Source organism: Rhodococcus sp. SB1D, from assembly GCF_048573875.1.
GTDB classification, from domain to species: domain Bacteria; phylum Actinomycetota; class Actinomycetes; order Mycobacteriales; family Mycobacteriaceae; genus Rhodococcus_F; species Rhodococcus_F qingshengii.
This window is the reverse complement of the sequence record NZ_JBMAIQ010000015.1, coordinates 64,144-85,440: the sequence shown is the minus strand read 5'-3', so window position 1 is coordinate 85,440 and position 21,297 is coordinate 64,144. Positions and strand designations below refer to the sequence as shown.

Genomic DNA, 21,297 nt, shown 5'->3' with positions numbered 1-21,297 from the left:
GTTGTCGATGGCTGCACTGATCACCGATCGCGAGCTCAACCTGGCGACTCTGGCGCGGCAGTTCCTGCTGCGGAGGGCCGAGGTCAGTGCGTTGGATGCGATCGAGCACCTGGCAGGTCTGCAGGCCCAGGCGCCGAACCCGCCCTACCTGGCGCTGTGGGCGCGGCTGAAGAACTTTGCGGCAGAAGACCTCTCCACCCTTGTCGAGAAGCGCCAGGTGGTGCGGCTTGTTGCCATGCGGGGCACGGTCTTTGCTCTTTCGGCCGCGGATGCGGGTCCCTTCCGGGCCACGGTTCAGACGATCATGGAACGCGATCTCCACACCAACAGCACTCAGCGTGCTGCGCTCACCGGGTTGGATCTCGACGCGCTGGCGCGGGCGGGACGCGAATTGGTAGCGGACGGGCCGCTCACTCAGATGCAGATGAGACCGTTACTGGCAGAGCGCTTTCCCGGCCACGCGGCCGAGGGGCTGGCGCACGGCGTTCGAGGACTTCTGCCGATGGTGCAGGTCCCACCGCGAGGCCTGTGGGGACGATCCGGAGTACCGGCACTGACGACCTTGGAGAATTGGCTTGGCACGGAAGTGAGTTCATCGCCGGATCCGGATGCGATGGTGCTTCGTTATCTGGCGGCCTTCGGGCCCGCGAGTGTGAAAGATGCCCAAGCGTGGTCAGGGCTCACGAGACTCGCCGAAGTCTTCGAGAGGCTACGTCCCGGCTTGATCACCTTTGTCAACGCGAAAGGGGCCGAGGTGTTCGACCTGCCGGACGCGCCACGACCGACCTCCGGAACACCGCCGGTCAGAATCCTTGCTCCGTTCGACAACATCCTGCTCTCGCACGCCGACCGCTCGCGAATCATGGACGAGCAGTACCGAACTCGCGTCTTCACCGTCAACGGCATCATCAAGCCCGCCATCCTGGTGCGCGGAAAGGTGGTGGGATTCGCGACGGTGACGCCGGACAAGGAGACGGTCGAATTGGGCGCGACTCTGTTTGCGCAGCAACCGAAGACCGCGCTCGCATCCATCGAGAAGGAAGCGCGTGCGTTGCTGAAATTCATGCACCCGAAGATCCCGAACCGAGAGGTGCGGTTCGCTGTCGCTACGTAGCGGGCTTGTGCTTTCGCGGTGCTCGATCGCGTAGTTCGGCCACGATCTCGTCGTTCCACATGTGACGCCGCACCAGTCGGTACCGCTCCCGGGCGATCCACAAGTAGGCCTCGGCGTCGGTGTGCTCGGGCAACATGTCGGCACCCCGCAGCATTCGCACGACGGGCAGAAACTCCTCGCCGAACCAGCGGCGGGCGACGGTGTCTCGGCCGAGGAACTCACCCTTCTCCTGCATGAGCCGAAAACCCCACGCCTCCACACACTCACTGAGTTCGGCGTACTCCCACGGGTCGGTGACCTGGACGGCTTCGCGTTGTGAACCCTGCAGCGGAACGCGGGTGAGGAAGAGTCGACGATGATCCTTGATGAGCAGATCAGCGCGCTGAGTGATGCCTTCCGGCGAGATACGCGTGATGATCTCGGTGACGTACGCGTCGATTGTCTTCTGGTGCATCGCACACGCAATGGACACTCGGTGGTGCCCGTCGATCACGAAATGCATGGAGCCGACGCGATACAACTGAACAGGTGGTACCGATTCGCCGCGTCTTTGCGCCACCGCAAGTCGCTCCCAACGAGCGCGCGAGTGAGTGGACGTCGGACGGAAGTACCTGTCGAAATCACCTGTGCGGTCGACACTTCCGACTATTGATTCGATGGTGACGACCTGCAGTCCCAGAGACTTCTCGCCGACCTTGCCCAGAGCTGCGACAACCTCGTCGAACGGCAGGATCGCGTTGACGTCGTCGGGTTCGCGTCGTAGCCAACTGACCAGACGGGCAACGTCGGCACGTCGACGCTGACGAGCGAAGTCGTTTTCCGCGTCGGCTGTGGGAAATCCGGTGTCACGAGCCATGTCGGCGCCTCACGATCGTTGGCGGAGTACCTGGGGAAATCTCCATCAGCGTGAAGCCGACGGTATTGAGCACGATAGTCCGGCCTACCTCCAGATCGAGAGGGGTTCGCCCGTGCGGGTGGATGTGTCCGTGGACCATCACCGTCGGATCGAGGTTGTGAATCAAAGGCGTGAAGCATTCGAACCCTCGATGTGGCCGATCCTCGGCGTCGCCGACACCGCGGGCGGGACTGTGGGTGAGCAGCACATCCACGCCCGCCCGGCCGCCGGGAAGCCGCGATTGCCAGGCGTTTCGCCAGGCGAGCGAGCGAGCGCGTCGGCTCTGCTGGCGCTCGGACCACTGATTGGGACCCGTGTTGTATCGGATGGAACCACCGAGGCCCGCGATCCGCAGACCGGCGACGGTCACGATGCGTCCGTCGGCGTTGACTGCGCCGGTAGGCCCTGGCCACTGCGCCGGCATCCCTGCCCGCATCCAACCCGATCTCTTGTTCGAATATCCGGACAGATCGGCGTCGTGGTTTCCGGGAACGAACACGCAAGGCGCATTCAGCTGATCGGACAGGTACTCCAGATACGCAAACGGCAGATCGCCCGCGCCCAGGATCACGTCGACTCCGAGTGAACGAACTTGACTGCTCCACAGGAATTCGACGGTCTCGTCGCTGACAGCGAGAACGGAGACCATTTCGACGACGCTACCGCCACCGCGAGGTATCTGCGCTGCGAACCTCGCGGGCACGGTGTTTAGATGGACGAGTGTCAGACAGCGTCGTATCTTCCGTCCGGGCCCATCTCGTCAGCAGCATCGAGGGGCCGGACCCCACCGCGGCCTCGGTGACGTTCCTCGGTGTCGAACCGCTGGACGTGCTGCGTTTCGAATCACCCGACGGCCTGGTCCGCTACGTCACACTGGGGTGCTCGCGTCATCCGATGGGCGACCCCAACGAACTGGTCGCAGACCCCACGCGCGGACCCCGCGCCGAGTTGGTACTCACGCTGCGCGGTGGCACCGGTGTGGCGTCAGGTGTGGCCAGGACGCTCGCGGTGCTGGCCGCGGCGCCGTCCGTCGAAGGCGTCGTGCTGCTCGAGGACGCACTGTTGGACCTGGGCGAGCCGCTGTGGAAGGACACTGCGTTCACGGCGGTGCTTCTCGGTGACAGCGGGATCGAAGACCTGACGCTGCCGGAGCCGTTCGACCCGGTGCGCTTCCTTGGTGTGGTCCCCCTGACCGGTACCGAAGCCGCCTGGGTGCGTCTGCGCGGCGCGGAGGCACTGAGGGAAGCGTGGACCGAGGCGGGGATCGACATCCGCGATCCGCACCGTTCCGCTGCCTCGCTCTAGCTGCGATGGCGCTTTGTCCGTCAGATCATTCGGCGTGCACGAGGATGTCCGCCAAGTTCTCGAGACTTACCCGAACCGTCCGTGAAAATGCTTTCGTGACGATCGGGTCGGCCATCTTGCCGAATACTCCTCCCAGGCCGCTTTCGCTGTCGAGTCGGTAGGTGACCCGAGTGCCGTCACCGACTTCTTCGCAGGTCGTGGTCTGCGAGAAGCTGACCGGACTTTCGACGGACGTCGATTTCGACGATCTCGGTGGGTCGTACTCGGTGAATTCGGATGTCCACTCGAGACGCTTGCCCAGGATTCGCGAGACACCGTGCCAGCGGCTTCCCACGCCCATCGGGCCGTCGGTGATCTGTTTGCACTCGACCATCGAATTCTCCCAGTTGGGCCAGTTCTCGGCGACGGCGATGTACTCCCAGACGTCCTTGGGTGGCAACGCGATCTCCACGGATTGCTCGACTGTAGGCATGGTTGCTCCTCCACTTCTCCTTGGATCTGAATTTGCTTGTCGCAAAATGGATTTCGGGAACGGAATGAAAATGCGTACCCATATCCATTGTCCGCCTGCGACGGTGGCAAGTACAGGGAGTCAGCGTGCGAGGTTCACAGCCAGTTGTTGCGACGGAAGAGAAAGAACAAGCCGACACACACCGACGCGATGAGGAACAGGATGGACTGATAGCCGTACTTGTAACCGAGTTCCGGCATGTTCTCGAAGTTCATCCCGTAGATACCGGCAACGCCGGTCGGCACGGCGGCGATAGCGACCCACGCGGAGATCTTGCGCATGTCGGTGTTTTGCTGCACCGCGATCTTCGCGAGTGCGGCGTCGACCAGCGAACTCAACACCTCGTCGTATTCCGAGATACGTTCGGCCACGATCGTGTGGTGATCTCGTACGTCACGGAAGTATCGCCGGATCTCCTTCGGGACGAGGCCGCCCGCGGGCTGGGTCAGCTGGAGCAGTGGCAATCCGAGTGGAGTGACCGAGCGTCGTAGTTCGACGATTTCACGTTTGAGCAGGTAGATGTGCTCGACGGCAACGGTGTTCCGCGGGTTGAACACCAACTCTTCCATGCTGTCGACGTCCTGTTCGACGAGTTGGATGACGGAGAGATAGCTGTCGACGACGTGGTCGGTGATCGCGTGCAACACCGCGAACGGGCCCATGGTGAGGCGCTCGGGGTTCTGCTCGAGTGACTTGCGCACGCTTGCCAGTTCGGAGTGATCCCCGTGCCGGACGGTCACCACGAAGTCGGGGCCGACGAACACCATGATCTCGCCGGTTTCGACGATCTCGCTCGCCGTCGCGACGGACTCGTGCGGTACGTAGACGACCGTGCGCAGCACCAGGAACATGACGTCGTCGTAGCGTTCGAGTTTCGGGCGCTCGTGTGCATGGACGGCATCCTCGACCATCAGCTCGTGGAGTCCGAAAGTTGCTGCTACATCTTGCATCTGACCTTCGTCGGGAGCGTGCATGCCCACCCAGACGAACGCGTTGTCGCGACTACGAACCTCGGCCAACGCAGCGCGGTGCGTGTACTTGCCCGGCAACCGCACGCCGTCCACGTAGACCGCGCAGTCGACGATCGCGCGGGCTGCCGGAACGGGGATCTTGGGCGCATCGGCGTGCGTCGATTTGCCGTTCGACCAATTCGGCAGTGACGGCATGGTTGGCACGCTCGCTCCTTCTCGGTCTGTAATGCAGTGGAACGGCAGGGGAACGGCACTACAGCGACACCTGATCGAATTGCGCTGCCGCTGCGGCGTAATCGTACGTCAGCTTCCGGCTCGCCCACCGGAGCGCGATGAAGTTGCCGATTGCTGACACACTGGAACAGTGCGAATAGATCTTCACACCCACTCCAACGCATCGGACGGCACCGACACCCCGGCTGCCCTCATGCGCGCCGCAGCCGACGCCGGACTCGACGTCGTCGCCATCACCGATCACGACACGACTTCGGGCTGGGCCGAGGCGGCGCAGGCCTTGCCGGCCGGCGTCAGCCTGGTTCGTGGGATGGAGATGTCGTGCGAAGGTCGAGGTGAGCGTGGTTGGCCGGTCGCTGTACATCTGCTGGCGTACCTGTTCGATCCGACGCACCCCGAATTCGCAAAAGAACGTGAGCGACTGCGCGCCGAACGCGTCGAACGTATCCGGGTGATGACGACCATGATGGCGCGTGACGGTCTGCCCGTCGATCCCGATCAGATCCTCGCCGACGCCGGTCCGTCCGTCGGACGCCCGCACGTCGCAGCGGCCTTGATGCGAGCGGGAGTGGTGTCGAGCATCAGCGAGGCCTTCTCCGACCTGTTGTCCAGTCGAGGACGATACGACGTTCCCAAGTACGACACTCCGCTCGAGTACGCCGTCGAACTGGTGGCAGCCGCCGGGGGAGTGACCGTCCTTGCGCATGGACGGGCCCGTTCGCGCGGCGGATTGCTTGCGCTCGACCACATCCGCGATCTGGCCGATTTGGGTCTCGGGGGCCTCGAAGTCGATCACCCGGACCATCGCAGCGACGATCGTGACGTCCTGCGCCGCCTGGCTGTCGACCTCGGTTTGGCAGTCACCGGATCCTCTGACTACCACGGCGAGAACAAGACGATCGGACTCGGCGACGAGCTCACGGACGAAGCCGAGTTCGACAAACTCGTCTCGGCTGCCACCGGCGTGGAGGTACTGGGGCGCTGATGCTCGACACCACGCTCTACCTCACCGTGTTCATCACGCTGTTCGTGATCATGGACCCGCCCGGAGTCATCCCGGTGTTCTTGTCACTCGTCGGACGTAAAAGCCGTGAAGATCGCAATCGAGCGGCATGGCAGGCCCCCGCCGTCTCCCTGGCGGTCATCTCGGTCTTTGCCATCGGCGGTCAGGCGATCCTCAACTACCTCCACATCGGCATTCCGGCGTTGCAGGGCGCCGGCGGATTGCTGCTGCTTCTCATCGCACTCGAACTGCTGACCGGAAAGGCCTCCAACCGTCCGCAGGGAGCCGACGACGTCAACGTCGCACTCGTTCCTCTGGGAACGCCGATGATGGCCGGTCCCGGTGCGATAGCGGCCGTCATCGTCTTTGTCGCCCAGGCCGACGGTGAAGCGGCGTCGTATCTGGCGATCGCGTTGGCGATTCTGTCCATCCACCTCGTGCTGTTCGTGGTCCTGCGCTTCTCGACCGCACTGATCCGGATACTGGGCGAGGGTGGCATCAGTCTGCTGGCACGCATCGCCGGTCTTCTGCTCGCCGCCATCGCGGTTCAACTCATTGCGGAATCAGTCCGCGGATTCGTCGCGGGAGCGTAAGAGATGACATACGACGACAGGTACGACCAGAACGACAGGTACGAGGACGACTACCAGTACCAGGAATATCAGGACTATCAGTACGAAGACGATTACGACTATCCCGCCGACAAACGACAATGGCTGCTGGTCCGCGCTCTACGCGCCCTGAGCGGCACCGTGGCGGCCGGAATCGTGGTCTTGACACTCGTGATCATCGGTTCGGCATATCTGGGCGGCAACCGCGGATTCCCGGGTCCGGGAACAACGTCGATCACCGCGCACATTGCGGCCTCGGTGGTTGCTCTCGCCGCGCAGATCTGGTGCGACCGCAGGCGGGGTATCGCGGCGGTTGCCGGATCGGTGGTCGTGCTCGTGGTGGCGGGGCTGTTGTTGGTGACGCAGTGGTGGGGATGACTGGGTGGGGATGACACGGTGGGGATGACACGGTGGGGATGACGGTTCGGTTTCGAGTGTGGTGAGGAATCCGACCGCTTGGAGGATTTGATTGTGATCCGACTCTGGTGGCAAACTGGAGTTACTTCGAGGCGGCGCCACAGCCCGGCCCCGAAGTGCAGGTTTCGTCAGAATTTCTCCGAAACCTAGATTGCATGGATACGCCAGGGCTCACCCGCCCCACACCATGACGCTTCGGATGTATTGCGGCCCACTTTCTCGCGCACGCCGAATGCTCTTCTTCTCAGTAGTCGTTCGCGGAAGAAATGATCTCTGACCGTTGTGAACGTAGTTTCGCAGCGGTCCGAAGGATTACTTCCCAGTAACCCAGCCCCGCTTGAGGCTGGACTAATCAGGAGTGTCATCGTGTCCCTCGTGACTGAAGCCATCAACGTACCCAAGGTCGAGTTGACCGACGAAGAAATCTTTGCCGCTCACGTCGGTGGCAAGCTCTCGGTCGAGACCACAGCACCGCTCGATACGCAGCGGGCCCTCTCGATCGCCTACACGCCGGGTGTTGCTCAGGTGAGCCGCGCCATCGCTGCAGACGAAACCCTCGCCGATCGATACACGTGGACCAACCGACTCGTCGTCGTGGTCAGCGACGGCACCGCGGTTCTCGGACTCGGCGACATCGGCCCCCGCGCGTCGCTGCCCGTCATGGAGGGCAAGTCGGCGCTGTTCAAGAACTTTGCCGGACTGAACTCCATTCCGCTGGTTCTCGACACCAAGGATCCCGACGAGATCGTCGAGACACTCATCCGACTGCGTCCGAGCTTCGGCGCGGTCAACCTCGAGGACATCTCGGCGCCGCGTTGCTTCGAGATCGAGAAGCGCGTCATCGAAGCTCTCGACTGCCCCGTCATGCACGACGATCAGCACGGAACCGCCATCGTGGTCCTCGCGGCACTCAAGGGCGCCGTGAAGGTCCAGAGCCGCGACATCACCACACTCAAGGTCGTCATCTCCGGCGCCGGCGCTGCGGGTGTTGCCTGCGCGAACATCCTGCTCGCCGCCGGAATCAGCGACGTCATCGTGCTGGACTCGAAGGGCATCATCTCGGGTGAGCGCAGCGACCTCAACGACGTGAAGGCAGAACTCGCGGCCCGCACAAATCCCCGTGACCTGCATGGTGGTGCCATCGAGGCTCTCGAAGGTGCTGACGTGTTCCTCGGTGTCTCGGCGGGCAAGATCCCCGAGGAGCTCATCGCTTCGATGGCTCCCGAGTCGATCGTGTTCGCACTTTCCAACCCGGACCCGGAGATTCACCCCGAAACCGCGTCGAAGTACGCGGCGATCGTGGCGACGGGCCGTAGTGATTTCCCGAACCAGATCAACAACGTTCTCGCCTTCCCCGGTGTCTTCAAGGGCGCGCTCGACGCCGGCGCCCGTCGCATCACCGAAGGTATGAAGCTCGCTGCCGCCGAGGCAATCCTGTCGGTGGTCGGCGACGAGTTGGCGGCGGACAAAATCGTCCCCAGCCCACTCGACCCTCGCGTGGCACCCGCAGTAGCGGAAGCCGTCGCGGCCGCAGCGCATGCTGAGGGCGTGACCAGCTAAGAGGGACTACGAAAGCCCCGATCGGAACCCGCACACAAGGTTCCGATCGGGGCTTTTTCGTGTGTACCGAGAGCTACAGACGAGTGAGGTCGGGTGTTCGGCGTAGCCTGCCGGTCCCGGGAACCGATGCCCAGACCACCAGCGCCAGTAAGCCGTCCACGACGAGAGCCACAACCGCGACCAGGATTGCGCCGACGACCACTCGGTCGTACTTGTAGAGCGCGAGACCGTCGAAGATGTACCGGCCGAGGCCGCCGAGGTTGACGTAGGCGGCGACCGTTGCCGTGGCAATCACCTGCAGTGTCGCGTTACGCAGTCCGCCGAGAATCAATGGCAGCGCATTGGGTATCTCGACGCGGAAGAGCACTTGGAGTTCGGTCATACCCATTGCCCGTGCGGCCTCGACGACGCCGCGGTCGACGCTGGCGATTCCGGCGTACGTGCCGGCGAGTAGTGGGGGAATACCAAGAATGACGAGGGCGAGAATCGGCGGCATCACTCCCAGACCCATGAGAAGAACGAGGAAGGTCAGCAGGCCGAGAGTGGGCAGTGACCGCAGTGCGTTGACCAGACTGACGACCACGATCTCACCGCGACGCAGATGGCCGATGAGTAATCCGATGGGCACCGCGATCACAGCCGAAAGTGCCACGGCCAGAACGCTGTACCAGAGGTGCTGGAGGATGCGGGTGCCGATTCCGGTGTCGCCGCTCCAATTTCCGGGATCGACGATGAAGTCCCAGGCCCCGGTGAAGATGCTCATACGGGTTCCCCCTCGGCTGACAGGACGGCGGGAACCTTCGACGAGGTCGACGTTCTGGTCCACGGGGTCAGGAATCGGCCGATCAGATACAGGATCAGATCGAGCGCCAGTGCCAGCACGACGATCGCGATGATGCCCGCAACGATCTGGTCGGGATAGTCGCGGTCGTAGCCTTGTTTGAACAGGACTCCAAGCCCGCCGATTCCTATCAGAGATCCGACTGACACCAGCGAAATATTGGTAACGGCAATAACTCTGATGTTCGCGATCATCACCGGCAGCGCCAATGGCAACTCGACCGTCAGAGCGCGTCGTAGTGGTGTGAAACCGACGGCGGTGGAGGCGTCGATGACGTTGTCCGGCACCGAGTCGAGTGCTTCGGGTACTGCCCGGATGAGCAGTGCCGTCGCATACACGCTGAGTGCGATCACGACGTTGAGAGGATCAAGGGTCTTGAGTCCGAACAACTGGGGGATGGTGACGAACAGCGCGAGCGACGGAATCGTGAACGCAATGCTCGCCAGGGTCAACGTGATTCGGCGCAGCCATCTGACGTTGCGGATCGCTGTTCCGACCGGAACGGCAATCAGGAGACCGATCAGCAAAGGAAGCAGTGCCAGATACAGATGGGTCTTCGAGTAATCCACGACCGTCGAGAAATTGTCGATGAGCCAGCGCATGCCGCTACGACCCGAATCCCTCGGTGAAGGCGACTCGGTTGCGTTCCTCGTCCTCGCGTCGACGCTGATCTGCCAATTTCGCCACGACTTCGGACCCGAGGATCCCGCCGATGACCGCTCCCTCGCCGTCGACGGCAACGCCGATACCGGAAGGGGACGAGATTGCCGCATCGAGTGCTTGGCGTAGATCACCGCCGGGGGAGAACAACGAACCACCGGCCGACGTCGACTGCGCGAGAGTGCGTCCCGAGCGCAGGCCTTCGACGCCGGTCACGTCGATCCATCCCTGCGGACTTCCGCTGTCCGTGACCACGAGAACCCACTCGCCCAATTCGAGACGCAGAGCCTTCAATTCGTTCTCGACGGCCGTGCGTACAGGGTGCAACGGAACCTCGTCGGCAGCGCGGAACGACAATCCCCGATATCCGCGATCGCGCCCGACGAATCCGGCGACAAAATCCGTTGCCGGTGCAGCCAACACGTCGCGAGGTGCCGCCACCTGCTGAAGCCGCCCGCCGGGACCGAAGACGGCAATGTGATCACCGAGTTTGACTGCCTCGTCGATGTCGTGGGTGACAAAGACGATCGTCTTCTTCAGTTCGCTTTGCAGACGGAGCATTTCGGTCTGCAGATCCTCACGCACGACGGGGTCGACGGCGCTGAACGGCTCGTCCATCAACAGGATCGGCGGATCGGCCGCCAATGCACGCGCAACTCCCACACGTTGCTGCTGCCCACCCGAGAGTTGCCCGGGGTAGCGGGTGGCAAGTGAGATGTCCAGACCGACTCGTTCGAGCACACCCAACGCGGCTTTACGGGCGGCGCGGCGGGACTCACCGCGCAGCACCGGAACCGTTGCGACGTTGTCGATCACGGTGCGGTGCGGAAGCAGGCCGGCGTTCTGGATGACGTACCCGATACCGAGACGCAGTTTCACCGCGTCGGTCTGGGCGATGTCGCGACCGTCGACGAAGATCTTGCCCGACGTCGGTGTGATCATCCGGTTGATCATGCGCATCGACGTCGTCTTGCCGCACCCGGACGGCCCCACGAACACCGTGAACGACTCGGCCTCGATGGTGAGATCGAGACGGTCGACGGCGGTGGTGCCGTCCGGATACTGCTTGGTGACGCCCTCGAAGGTGATCACGTGACTACGAGACCGGCTTGTCGAGGCCCTGCGCCGTCACCCACGCCTTGGCCGCCGCTGCCGGCTCCGTCTTGGTGTCGCCGGACACCTGGACGTTGAGTGCCAACAACTCTTCGGTGGTGAGCTTGGCGGACACCGCATCGAGGACCGTCTTCAACTTGTCGGAAGACTTCGAGGCACGCAGCACCGGCACCACGTTCTGAGCCGGGAAATTGTTCTTCGGGTCTTCGAGAACCACGAAGTTGTTCTCCGGGATGGAGGCCGACGTCGTGAAGATGTTTGCCGCGGTGATGTCACCGGAGGAGAGAGCCTTCACGGTTGCCGGTCCACCGCCGTCGGCGATCGGAACGAAGTTGGCTGCCGAGATGTCGAGGCCGTAATTGGACTTCAAACCGGGCAATCCGGCTGGACGTTCCTGGAACTCGGCCGGAGCACCGAACTTGACCTCGGCGGAATGCGGAGCCAGATCGGCGATCGTCTTCAGGTTCCACTTGTCAGCGGTTTCCTTCGTGACGACGACGGCGTCCTTGTCCTCGGCGGATGCAGGCGTCGCAATTGCCAATTCCGACCCGAGAGCTGCGGGAAGAGCAGCGAGGACGTCAGCGGAGCTGGTGGCCGTGCTGTCGGGATCCAAGTACTGCAGGAGATTTCCCGTGTAATCCGGAATGACACTGATGGACCCGTCCTTGAGTGCCGGAATGTACGCCTCGCGGCTGCCGACGTTGAACGACGTGGACACATCGAACCCGTTGACACGCAGTGCTTCGGCGTAGATGTTGGCGATCGTCTCGGATTCGGTGAAGTTGGCGGAGCCGACGACGATCGCGTTGGGATCGCTGTTGGAGTCACCGTCGCTGCTACCGCACGCTGTCAGTGCAGTCAGAGAGACAACGGTTGCCGCGGCTACGAGCCAACGGTTGGAACGAAATCGTGAGGTGCGCATGAGCGTCCTTCCGGTTTTTCGGGCGTCCCGTGTTTCGGGCGTCGGAAACCATTCCCTTGTGGCGAAGCCACCCGAGTGACTTCGACGGCGCCGCCACCGAGTGGCTGCGTCAGGACTGGTTACCGCGCATCGCCCGACAAGTGTAACGATAGGTACCGACATGGCACGGTTTTCGATCCATGGGATTGGATGTGAGGATTTCGGTGAAGAGCACACGCACGAAGTATTCGACTGTTGTTGCAGCACTGATGGTCCTGCCGATTCTCAGCGGATGCGCAAACGGTGATTCGGTGGTAGAGGGTGCCGAAGCGGAGTCTCGTGACCAGATCGTGGTGGCTGCTGACGCATCGGTGGAGAGTTCGGTGTTGGCCGAGGTGTATTCGACGGTGCTCTCCTCCTCCGGCCTGTCGGCTCGCGTCGAATCGGTGGGTGGTGGCCGAAACCAATCACTCGAGGCTCTGGACGCAGCGCGAGTCACTTTGGTGCCCGAGTTCACCGGCGCGCTGCTCGATCACTACGACCCGTCATCCCCGGCCCGCAAGGCCGACGACGTCTTCGAAGCCTTGAGTCGCTCTCTGCCGGAGGGTCTTTCGGTCTCCGACTATGCGATGGCCGAAGATCGTGCGGTCCTCGCGCTCGACACCGGATACGCACAGTCGTTGGGAGCGAAGACGATAGAAGCCTTTGCTCCTTCGTGTGCCGCGGCGACGCCGCTCGTCTCCGCGAGATTCGTCGAGGACGGGGCAGTGGAACAGTTGGCCGAGGGCGCCGATTGTGTCTTCGCCGGTGTCGATCAGGCAACGCCGGCAGACGTACCCGGTGCACAAGTATTCGGAACCACGACGCTGTCGGCGTTGGCACAATCCGATGCCGTCACAGTGCTCGCTGATTCGAATCACATTCTGGCTGCGCAGAATGTCGTTCCGCTCTTTCGAGCGGGCGCACTGGGAGATTCGGCTGTCAAGGCGCTCAGCGTCGTTGCCGGTGAACTGTCCACCACCGATCTCGCCGCAATGATCGAGCAGGTGCGGACCGGCAAGGCGTCAGCCTCGGAAGTCGCCCGCACCTGGTGGGACACCCGTCAGTGAGCGCTTGATCCCACTGCTGAACTCGAATCATCCTTGGCACGAATCAGTTTCGATGCGATGAACTGGCCGAGGTCGGAAACGGCGTCTGCTGCTTCCTTCACCAGTGACGCCTGTGCGTGAGCCACGTGCCAGAGTCTTGCGTACTCGACCAGGGACACATCGACGCTGGCAGCGGCGAGCTTGTCGGTGAACGTCATGATCTGCGGGTAGAGGACTTCCTCGGAACCGACGTGAATCCTGGTGGGTGGCAACCCGTCGAGCTTTCCGTGCATCGGTGCGTAGCCGGGATCAGTACGGTCGCCTCCGGCAAGGTAGGCGTCGGCGGCGTCGAAGGACCACGCTGTGTTGACCACCAGGTCGGCCTTTTTGGTAGCACCCCGATCGCCGGGATCGACCCACGGTGAGATCAGGGCAAGCGCGCCGGGGGTCACGCCGTGACGCTCGATCAGACGGATAGCGGTCGCCGCGGCCAGGCCGCCACCGGCCGAATCGCCGGCGATGGCAACGCGGTCTTCCGAATAGTCGAACTCGGTGACCAACTGCATGAAGGCTGAGACCGCGTCGTCGAGAGCGGCGGGATACGGATTCTCCGGCGCGAGACGGTAGTCCAAGGTGAAGACCGCACTGGACGACTCACGGGCGAGATGAGCTGCGAGAGAACGGTGTGTGGACAGCGAACCCAGGGTGTACGCCCCGCCATGCAGGTAGAGAACTGCGGTGGGGCGCTCGGTTGCGCCGACGGTGATCTTCTCTGCCGGTCGGCAAGCCAGCTCCAGCGGGCGCACGACGGCGCCCGCTGGAACCTGCTGTAGCGGTGCCCCGGCCTCGAGCAACAGACGTTGAATCCGATACGGCAGCCGCGAGTTGAAAGCCAGACGGAAGTACGGCTTCAACAAGAATGCGACCACGGGCAGCGGAAGGGTGAACGTGCTCACCGGCAGGGCTCCTGACTCTATATGCGAACTGCGCTGTGAAACGAACTGCGCTGTGAAACGAACTCAGCTGGACTTGGGCATCATTCGGCCGGCGACGATCGCGACGATGCGCTGGTAGCCCGATCCTACGAGGCGAACCCAGGCGTCGAGTGCGATTGCGTCCATCCCGATGAGAACTCGCGGCTTGCTCTTGCGAACACCGTTGACGATCGTCTTGGCGGCGTCCTCCGGTGTGGTGCGCGCGAGCTTGCGGTCGAAGAACTCGGAGAAGACCGCAAGATCTTCACCCGGGCCTGCGGTGGCGTTGCGTGCGATGGCGGTCTTGATTCCGCCCGGGTGCACACAGGTCACCTTCACCGGGTGCTTGGCGATCAGCATTTCCTGGCGAAGCGACTCGGTGAAACCGCGAACGGCGAACTTGGCCGAGTTGTAGGCGCTCTGACCCGGCATCGACAGCAGACCGAAGAGGCTCGACACGTTCACGATGTGCCCGTCGCCGGAGGCGATGACGTGGGGGAGGAATGCCTTGGTGCCGTTGACAACTCCCCAGAAGTCGACGTCCATGACACGTTCGAAGTCCTTGAATTCGGACTTCTCGAAAGTGCCGTGGTAGGCGATTCCGGCGTTGTTGTAGATCTGATTGACCTTGCCGAAATGGGCGACAACCGCGTCGGCGTACTCGAGAACCGCTTCGCGCTGGGTGACGTCGAGATGGTCCGACTTCACCTCGGCGCCGATGGCTTCCACCAGACGCGTTGTCTCGGCGAGCCCGATGGTGTCCACGTCGGAGATTGCCAACTTGGCGCCCTGGCCGGCCAGGTTCAGTGCTAGTGCGCGACCGATGCCCGATCCCGCTCCGGTGATGACTACGACCTTGCCTGCAAAATCACTCATTGTGCTACTGCCTTCTCGTCGTCGAGGTCGATCTGTGAAGTGGTCGCGGTGCCGACGGCGCCGAGATCCGAGGTGGCGACGCTGCGGTATGCCGCGAGGTCGAAATGCTTGGTGGCATTGCGGAACTGGAAGGTGAAGCCAGGCCACAGGGTGGTGTTGTTTCCGTGCTTGTCCATGTACCAGCTGGCGCAACCGCCGTTGTTCCACACGCTCTTGGACATAGCTGCCTGCAGGTCCTTGTTGTACTTGTCCTGCTTGTCCTTGCGCACCTCGATGGTGCCGATGTCGTACTTGTCGATGGTGGCGATCGCGTCGACCAGGTAGTTGATCTGCGACTCGATCATGAAGACCATCGACGAATGTCCGAGGCCGGTGTTGGGTCCGACGAGGAAGAACATGTTGGGGAAGTTGGCAACTGCCGCGCCCTTGTATCCCTGCATGCCGGTCTCCTCGAAGACCTCGGCGAGCGAGCGTCCGTCCTTGCCGAAGATTCCCGCGAAGGTGGGGGAGTCGGTGACGTGGAATCCGGTCGCCACGACGATGGCATCGATCTCACGCGTGGTGCCGGTCTTCGAGACGATCCCGTTGGCGGTGACCTCCTCGATGCCTTCGGTCACCAGGTCGACATTGTCCTGGGCGAGGGTGGGGAAGTAGTTGTTCGAGATCAGCATGCGCTTGCAGCCGATCTGGAAGTTGGGCATGACCTTCTTGCGAAGATCCTTGTCCTTGATCTGGGCCTTCAGGTGACGCTCGGCGGCGAACTGCAACGGCTTCATGAAGACCGGCGCCTTGGCCAGGCCGACGACCTGCGTCTCTCGCATCCAGTAGATACCGGTGCGGCACAACTTCTGGAAGCCGGGAAGGTACTTGAACGCGAGGTGCTCGATCTTGGTGTACTCGCGGTCTGCGCGGGGCAGGATCCACGGCGCCGTGCGCTGGTACACGTCGAGATGCGAGACCTTCTTGCCGATGGCCGGCACGATCTGGATGGCCGAGGCGCCGGTTCCGATGACGGCCACACGCTTGCCGGTCAGATCGGCGTCGTGGTTCCAACGCGAGGAGTGGAAGATCTCGCCCTTGAAGCCGTCGATGCCCTTGATGTCCGGAAGTGAAGGCTCACACAATGCGCCGACGGCCGAGACGACGATCTTTGCGACGAATTCGCCCTTGTTGGTGCTGACGTGCCACCGAGCAGACGCCTCGTCCCAGCGTGCGGAGAGAACATCGCAGTCGAAGATGTGCTTGTCGAGCACCTTGTGGCGGTTGGCCACCGACTGGATGTACTTGTAGATCTCGGGCTGAGTGGAGAAGGAGCGCGTCCACTCCGGATTGAGTGCAAAAGAGTACGAGTACAAATGCGACGGCACGTCACACGCGGCGCCCGGGTAGCTGTTGTCACGCCAGGTTCCGCCGACGTCGTTGCCGCGCTCGAGAACGACGTAGTCCGTGATGCCGGCCTGTGCCAGTTTGATCGCCGCACCGAGACCGGCGAAACCACTGCCGATGATCAGTGTGCCGACGTGGCGAGTATCCGCGGCAGGTGCTGAGGTATCTGTAACTGGAAGACTCATGTAGGGAACGATATGCCTTTATTGAGTCACGGTCAATAGCTTATTGACGAATATTCAGTAGTCTATTGGGCATGGACGCAGTAAAGCGAACACGGCTCGACCCTGCGCAACGCCGAGCGCAACTCATCGACCTCGGGGCGCGGATGCTGGCCGAACGGCCGCTCGAACAGATTTCCGTCGAGGACATCGCCGATCAGGCTGGTGTCTCGCGGGGGCTTCTGTTCCACTACTTCGCGTCGAAAAGCGAGTTCCATCTGGCGATCGTCCGACACAGCAGTGAACAGATGCTCCAGCGCACCGAGCCGAGCGAGTCGGACGATCCGATGCTCACCCTCCGCTCGGTGCTGGCGTCGTACGTCGACTACGTGACCGAGAACCGCAATACCTACGTCTCGCTGCTCCGGGGGACCGCCAGCGGGGATCCGCAGATGCGTGAGGTGTTCGAGCAGACTCGCGACATCATGGCCAAGAGAACCCTCGATCAGCTCCCGAAGATCGGCCTGACTCGAACACCTCAGGTGGAGTTGGCCGTTCGCGGTTGGATCGCGTTTGTCGAGGAAGCCACCATCAGTTGGCTCCGAGCGCCCGCCATCACCCGCGAGGAACTGATCGACCTGACGGTTCAGTCGTTACCTGCGTTGGCACTGGCCGCCGTCGGCTTCGATGCCGGGCCGGATCTGGGTCTGCTGCAATCGAATTGACGTGAACGCAGAAAGGCCGGGCCCCACACTCCTTGCGGAATGTGGGGCCCGGCCCTTGTCAAATTACTGAGATCAGTTGGTCGGCAGGAACGCCTCGTCCAAGATCTCCTGCTGCTCCACTGCGTGGACCTTGCTCGATCCCGAAGAGGGAGCGGACATCGGACGGCGCGAGATGCGCTTGATACCGGTCAAGGTCTCCGGCAGAAGGTCCGGCAGAGCCAGCCCGAGGAACGGCCACGCACCCTGGTTTGCGGGCTCTTCCTGGACCCAACGGAACTGATCCGCATTCGGGTAACGGTCCAGGGTCTCCTTGAGGCGACGCTTCGGCACGGGGTAGAGCTGCTCCATGCGCACGATGGCGATGTCGTCACGCTCGTCCTTGTGCTTCTTCGCCAGGAGTTCCCAGTACAGCTTGCCGCTGACCAGCAGAACCCGCTTGACCGATTCGCGTGCGCTTTCGCCGCTCTCGTATGCCGGCTCCTCGAAGACCGAACGGAACTTGCCCGTCGTGAAGTCCTCGACGTTGCTGACGGCAGCCTTGTTACGCAGCATCGACTTGGGCGTGAAAACCACCAGCGGACGGCGGATGCCGTCGAGGTGATGGCGACGCAGCAGGTGGAAGTAGCTGGCCGGAGTCGACGGAACCGCAACGGTCATCGAGCCTTCTGCACACAGCTGAAGGAAACGCTCGATGCGACCGGAGGTGTGGTCCGGACCCTGACCCTCGTGACCGTGCGGCAGGAGCAGCACGACGTCGGAGAGCTGACCCCACTTGGCCTCACCCGAAGAGATGAACTCGTCGATGATGGTCTGCGCGCCGTTGACGAAGTCACCGAACTGCGCTTCCCACAGGACCAGAGCGTCGGGGTTACCGACCGAGTAGCCGTACTCGAAGCCCAGACCTGCGTACTCGGTGAGTGCGGAGTCGTAGACCATGAACTTGCCGCCGTTTTCGGCGTCGGCAGCGATCTTGGCGATCGGGCTGTACTCGTTGCCGGTCTTGCGGTCGATGAGGACCGAGTGACGCTGCGTGAACGTTCCTCGCTTGGAGTCCTGACCCGCGAGGCGGATCAAGGCACCCTGCTCGGCCAACGAGCCGAACGCGAGCAATTCTGCGAACGCCCAGTCGACATGTCCCTCACGGGCCATCTCGCGGCGCTTCTCGGCAACCGGCTTGACGCGCGGGTGAACGGTGAAGCCGTCGGGGACGTTGACGAACGCATCACCGATGCGCTCGAGGACCTCGGGAGCGACAGCCGTGGTCAGGCGAGCCGGGGGAGTCTGGTCGAGTTCGACGGACTCGGACGGTTCGGGCTGGAACTTCTCGAGTTCACGGACCTCGTTGAAGACCCGTTCGAGCTGGCCCTGGTAGTCGCGAAGTGCGTCTTCGGCTTCCTTGAGCGAGATGTCACCGCGGCCGATGAGGGACTCGGTGTAGCTCTTACGAACGCTGCGCTTGGTGTCGATGACGTCGTACATGGCCGGCTGGGTCATCGACGGGTCGTCGCCCTCGTTGTGACCGCGACGGCGGTAGCAGATGAGGTCGATGACAACGTCCTTGCCGAACTTCTCACGGAAGTCGACGGCCAGCTGAGCAACCCAGACGCAAGCCTCGGGGTCGTCGCCGTTGACGTGGAAGACCGGTGCGGCGATCATCTTCGCGACGTCGGTGCAGTACTCGGACGAGCGTGAATGTTCCGGAGCGGTGGTGAAGCCGACCTGGTTGTTCACGACGATGTGCACGGTGCCACCGGTGCGGTAACCGCGAAGCAGCGAGAGGTTGAGCGTCTCGGCGACAACGCCCTGACCGGCGAATGCAGCGTCACCGTGCAGCATGAGCGGCAGGACGGTGAAGCCTTCTTCGCCCTTGTCGAGGATGTCCTGCTTGGCGCGGACCAGGCCTTCGAGAACCGGGTCGACGGCCTCGAGGTGCGACGGGTTTGCGGTCAAGGAGACAGCGATGTCGTTGTCACCGAACATCTGGATGTACGTTCCGCTGGCACCCAAGTGGTACTTCACGTCGCCGGAGCCGTGAGCGGCTGCCGGGTTCATGTTGCCCTCGAACTCCGTGAAGATCTTGGAGTACGGCTTGCCGACGATGTTGGCAAGCACGTTGAGACGGCCACGGTGCGGCATGCCGATGACGACCTCGTCGAGCTGGTGCTCGGCGGCCTGGTCGATCACGGCGTCCATCATCGGGATGACGGCTTCGGCGCCTTCGAGCGAGAAGCGCTTCTGGCCGACGTACTTGGTCTGCAGGAACGTCTCGAAGGCCTCGGCGGCGTTGAGCTTGCTCAGGATGTACTTCTGCTGAGCGACCGAAGGCTTGGCGTGATGGCCCTCGACGCGGTCCTGGATCCACTGACGCTGATCCGTCTCGAGGATGTGCGTGTACTCGACGCCGACGTGGCGGCAGTACGCGTCGCGCAGCACGCTCAACACGTCGCGCAGCTTCATCTTCTCTTGGCCGTGGAAGCCGCCGACCTTGAACTCACGGTCCAGATCCCACAGCGTCAGGCCGTGGCTGATGACGTCGAGGTCGGGGTGGCTGTGGAACTTGTCCTTGACGAACTGCAACGGGTCCGTGTCGGCCATGAGGTGGCCGCGGTCACGGTATGCAGCGATCAGTTCGAGAACGCGGGTGTTCTTGTCGACAGCGCCTTCCGGCACGTCCTTGCGCCACCGCACCGGCTCGTACGGGTTGCCGAGCGCGTGGAAGATCTCGTCGTAGAACTCGTCGCTGATCAGCAGGTTGTGGATCGTGCGCAGGAAATCGCCCGACTCGGCACCCTGGATGATGCGGTGATCGTAGGTCGAGGTGAGAGTCATCAACTTGCCGACGCCCATCTCGGCCAGCTTCTCGTCGCTGGCGCCCTGGAACTCGGCGGGGTATTCCATCGCGCCGGCACCGATGATGGCGCCCTGGCCCTTCATCAGGCGAGGAACGGAGTGAACCGTGCCGATACCGCCCGGGTTGGTCAGCGAAATGGTGACGCCGGTGAAGTCTTCGCCGGTGAGCTTGCCTTCACGGGCGCGTCGGACGATGTCCTCGTATGCCGCGTGGAACTGGACGAAGTTCATCGACTCGGTGTTCCGGATGGCGGCAACTACCAGTGAGCGGTTGCCGTCCTTTCCGGGAAGGTCGATCGCGAGTCCGAGATTGGTGTGCTCGGGCGTGACCGCGTTCGGCTTGCCGTCGATTTCGGCGAAGTGCCGGTTCATGTTGGGGAACGCGTTGACTGCCTGGACGATCGCGTAACCCAAGAGGTGGGTGAACGAGATCTTGCCGCCGCGGGTACGCGCGAGGTGGTTGTTGATGACGATGCGGTTGTCGAACATCAGCTTCGCGGGGATGGCACGCACGCTGGTTGCAGTCGGGATCTCGAGCGAGAGCGACATGTTCTTGACGACTGCGGCTGCGGCGCCGCGGAGAACCTTGGTTTCCTCGGCTCCGCCGGCAGGGGCGGGCTTCGCAGTAGCGGCCGCGGGCTTGGCTGCTGCGGGCTGGGCCGGGGCGGCCTTGGCGGCGGGCGCTGCCGTCTTCGCGGGGGCCGGAGCGGCAGCCTTGGCAGCCGGCGCAGGAGGTGCGGTCTTGGGGGCGGGAGGCGTGGCCTTGGGAGCAGCAGGCGGAGCTACAACAGCGGCGGGTGCAGCCGCGTTGCCGTTCGAGGCAGTCCCGTTTCCACCTCCCGTGTTCGCCGAGTCCGGCGAGTAATCGGTCAAGAATTCGTGCCAACTGGGATCCACGGACGACGGATCGTCCTGGAAGCGTTGGTACATCTCGTCAACCAGCCACTGGTTCTGTCCGAATTGGGATGTAGAACTGCTGCTCACGGCAGGTGTTCGCCTCGTTTCTATTTCGGTACCCGATCAGAGCGCCTATATACATGAGATTAGCCCGAGCGTGTGACGAGCAATTGTGCGGCACACAATTTGTGAGCTGTCTCACGG

At 62.8% G+C, this 21,297-nt stretch carries 20 protein-coding genes; 8 read left to right on the top strand and 12 right to left on the bottom strand.

Annotated elements, in window-relative coordinates:
* Window positions 1-7 precede the first annotated feature (7 nt).
* Window positions 8-1,114 (top strand): winged helix DNA-binding domain-containing protein, encoded by a 1,107-nt coding sequence (locus ACN50D_RS27420; RefSeq protein ID WP_054187355.1) that lies wholly within the window; start codon window positions 8-10, stop codon window positions 1,112-1,114.
* On the opposite strand, the gene ACN50D_RS27415 is transcribed toward ACN50D_RS27420, so the two are convergent.
* Together ACN50D_RS27415 and ACN50D_RS27410 are read right to left on the bottom strand one after the other, a co-directional pair.
* Window positions 1,107-1,970: a hypothetical protein gene (locus ACN50D_RS27415; protein WP_003945080.1), complete on the bottom strand. Its 864-nt coding sequence runs from the start codon at window positions 1,968-1,970 to the stop codon at window positions 1,107-1,109. The two genes, ACN50D_RS27420 and ACN50D_RS27415, sit on opposite strands and share 8 nt — an antisense overlap.
* Entirely contained in the window at window positions 1,960-2,658 is a 699-nt protein-coding gene (locus ACN50D_RS27410) for a metallophosphoesterase family protein (RefSeq protein ID WP_212634114.1), read from the bottom strand. The genes ACN50D_RS27415 and ACN50D_RS27410 overlap by 11 nt, the downstream gene beginning before the upstream one ends.
* Window positions 2,659-2,729: 71 nt before the next feature.
* Between ACN50D_RS27410 and ACN50D_RS27405 the strand changes: the two genes are divergently transcribed.
* Window positions 2,730-3,314 carry a suppressor of fused domain protein gene (locus tag ACN50D_RS27405; RefSeq protein WP_007736116.1) on the top strand — a complete coding sequence of 195 codons (585 nt, stop codon included), beginning with the start codon at window positions 2,730-2,732 and terminating at the stop codon, window positions 3,312-3,314.
* A 25-nt stretch (window positions 3,315-3,339) separates the two neighbouring features.
* Here the strand turns inward: ACN50D_RS27405 and ACN50D_RS27400 are convergent, their stop codons facing one another.
* Together ACN50D_RS27400 and ACN50D_RS27395 are read right to left on the bottom strand one after the other, a co-directional pair.
* Window positions 3,340-3,786, bottom strand: coding sequence for an SRPBCC family protein (locus ACN50D_RS27400; protein ID WP_007736117.1), 447 nt, complete (start codon window positions 3,784-3,786; stop codon window positions 3,340-3,342).
* A 134-nt stretch (window positions 3,787-3,920) separates the two neighbouring features.
* Complete coding sequence (locus ACN50D_RS27395) at window positions 3,921-4,991, bottom strand: magnesium and cobalt transport protein CorA (protein ID WP_212634115.1); 1,071 nt, start codon at window positions 4,989-4,991, stop codon at window positions 3,921-3,923.
* A gap of 169 nt (window positions 4,992-5,160) precedes the next feature.
* Here ACN50D_RS27395 and ACN50D_RS27390 point away from each other — a divergent pair, with 169 nt between their 5' ends.
* From ACN50D_RS27390 to ACN50D_RS27375, 4 genes are all read left to right on the top strand, one after another.
* On the top strand, window positions 5,161-6,015 hold the full coding sequence (locus ACN50D_RS27390; RefSeq protein WP_042923377.1) for a PHP domain-containing protein: 855 nt from the start codon (window positions 5,161-5,163) through the stop codon (window positions 6,013-6,015).
* Window positions 6,012-6,626, top strand: a complete 615-nt coding sequence (locus tag ACN50D_RS27385; protein ID WP_164490628.1) for a MarC family protein — start codon at window positions 6,012-6,014, stop codon at window positions 6,624-6,626. The genes ACN50D_RS27390 and ACN50D_RS27385 overlap by 4 nt, the downstream gene beginning before the upstream one ends.
* A gap of 3 nt (window positions 6,627-6,629) precedes the next feature.
* On the top strand, window positions 6,630-7,022 hold the full coding sequence (locus ACN50D_RS27380) for a hypothetical protein (protein WP_212634108.1): 393 nt from the start codon (window positions 6,630-6,632) through the stop codon (window positions 7,020-7,022).
* A 405-nt stretch (window positions 7,023-7,427) separates the two neighbouring features.
* The gene (locus ACN50D_RS27375) at window positions 7,428-8,621 is read left to right on the top strand and encodes an NAD(P)-dependent malic enzyme (protein ID WP_003945072.1); all 1,194 of its coding nucleotides are present in this window, start codon (window positions 7,428-7,430) and stop codon (window positions 8,619-8,621) included.
* A 73-nt stretch (window positions 8,622-8,694) separates the two neighbouring features.
* On the opposite strand, the gene ACN50D_RS27370 is transcribed toward ACN50D_RS27375, so the two are convergent.
* Genes ACN50D_RS27370 through ACN50D_RS27355 form a run of 4 tightly spaced genes read right to left on the bottom strand, consistent with a single transcriptional unit; the run spans window position 8,695 to window position 12,157 of the window.
* Complete coding sequence (locus tag ACN50D_RS27370) at window positions 8,695-9,384, bottom strand: ABC transporter permease (RefSeq protein ID WP_003945081.1); 690 nt, start codon at window positions 9,382-9,384, stop codon at window positions 8,695-8,697.
* Window positions 9,381-10,064, bottom strand: coding sequence for an ABC transporter permease (locus ACN50D_RS27365; RefSeq protein ID WP_007736121.1), 684 nt, complete (start codon window positions 10,062-10,064; stop codon window positions 9,381-9,383). The genes ACN50D_RS27370 and ACN50D_RS27365 overlap by 4 nt, the downstream gene beginning before the upstream one ends.
* Before the next feature lie 4 nt (window positions 10,065-10,068).
* The gene (locus ACN50D_RS27360) at window positions 10,069-11,214 is read right to left on the bottom strand and encodes an ABC transporter ATP-binding protein (protein WP_083059885.1); all 1,146 of its coding nucleotides are present in this window, start codon (window positions 11,212-11,214) and stop codon (window positions 10,069-10,071) included.
* A 4-nt stretch (window positions 11,215-11,218) separates the two neighbouring features.
* On the bottom strand, window positions 11,219-12,157 hold the full coding sequence (locus tag ACN50D_RS27355; RefSeq protein WP_003945094.1) for an ABC transporter substrate-binding protein: 939 nt from the start codon (window positions 12,155-12,157) through the stop codon (window positions 11,219-11,221).
* A gap of 203 nt (window positions 12,158-12,360) precedes the next feature.
* Here ACN50D_RS27355 and ACN50D_RS27350 point away from each other — a divergent pair, with 203 nt between their 5' ends.
* Window positions 12,361-13,245 (top strand): ABC transporter substrate-binding protein, encoded by an 885-nt coding sequence (locus ACN50D_RS27350; protein WP_212634109.1) that lies wholly within the window; start codon window positions 12,361-12,363, stop codon window positions 13,243-13,245.
* Here ACN50D_RS27350 and ACN50D_RS27345 read toward each other — a convergent pair.
* From ACN50D_RS27345 to ACN50D_RS27335, 3 genes are all read right to left on the bottom strand, one after another.
* On the bottom strand, window positions 13,239-14,180 hold the full coding sequence (locus ACN50D_RS27345) for an alpha/beta hydrolase fold domain-containing protein (RefSeq protein WP_050656196.1): 942 nt from the start codon (window positions 14,178-14,180) through the stop codon (window positions 13,239-13,241). The two genes, ACN50D_RS27350 and ACN50D_RS27345, sit on opposite strands and share 7 nt — an antisense overlap.
* A gap of 63 nt (window positions 14,181-14,243) precedes the next feature.
* Window positions 14,244-15,074: an SDR family NAD(P)-dependent oxidoreductase gene (locus tag ACN50D_RS27340; RefSeq protein ID WP_007736128.1), complete on the bottom strand. Its 831-nt coding sequence runs from the start codon at window positions 15,072-15,074 to the stop codon at window positions 14,244-14,246.
* On the bottom strand, window positions 15,071-16,645 hold the full coding sequence (locus ACN50D_RS27335) for a flavin-containing monooxygenase (RefSeq protein WP_003945071.1): 1,575 nt from the start codon (window positions 16,643-16,645) through the stop codon (window positions 15,071-15,073). Before ACN50D_RS27335 ends, ACN50D_RS27340 begins: the two co-directional genes overlap by 4 nt.
* A 71-nt stretch (window positions 16,646-16,716) precedes the next feature.
* Here ACN50D_RS27335 and ACN50D_RS27330 point away from each other — a divergent pair, with 71 nt between their 5' ends.
* Window positions 16,717-17,346, top strand: coding sequence for a TetR/AcrR family transcriptional regulator (locus tag ACN50D_RS27330; RefSeq protein WP_007736130.1), 630 nt, complete (start codon window positions 16,717-16,719; stop codon window positions 17,344-17,346).
* Between the two features lie 72 nt (window positions 17,347-17,418).
* Here ACN50D_RS27330 and ACN50D_RS27325 read toward each other — a convergent pair whose 3' ends face one another.
* Window positions 17,419-21,180, bottom strand: a complete 3,762-nt coding sequence (locus ACN50D_RS27325; protein ID WP_047268983.1) for a multifunctional oxoglutarate decarboxylase/oxoglutarate dehydrogenase thiamine pyrophosphate-binding subunit/dihydrolipoyllysine-residue succinyltransferase subunit — start codon at window positions 21,178-21,180, stop codon at window positions 17,419-17,421.
* Window positions 21,181-21,297: the final 117 nt, after the last annotated feature.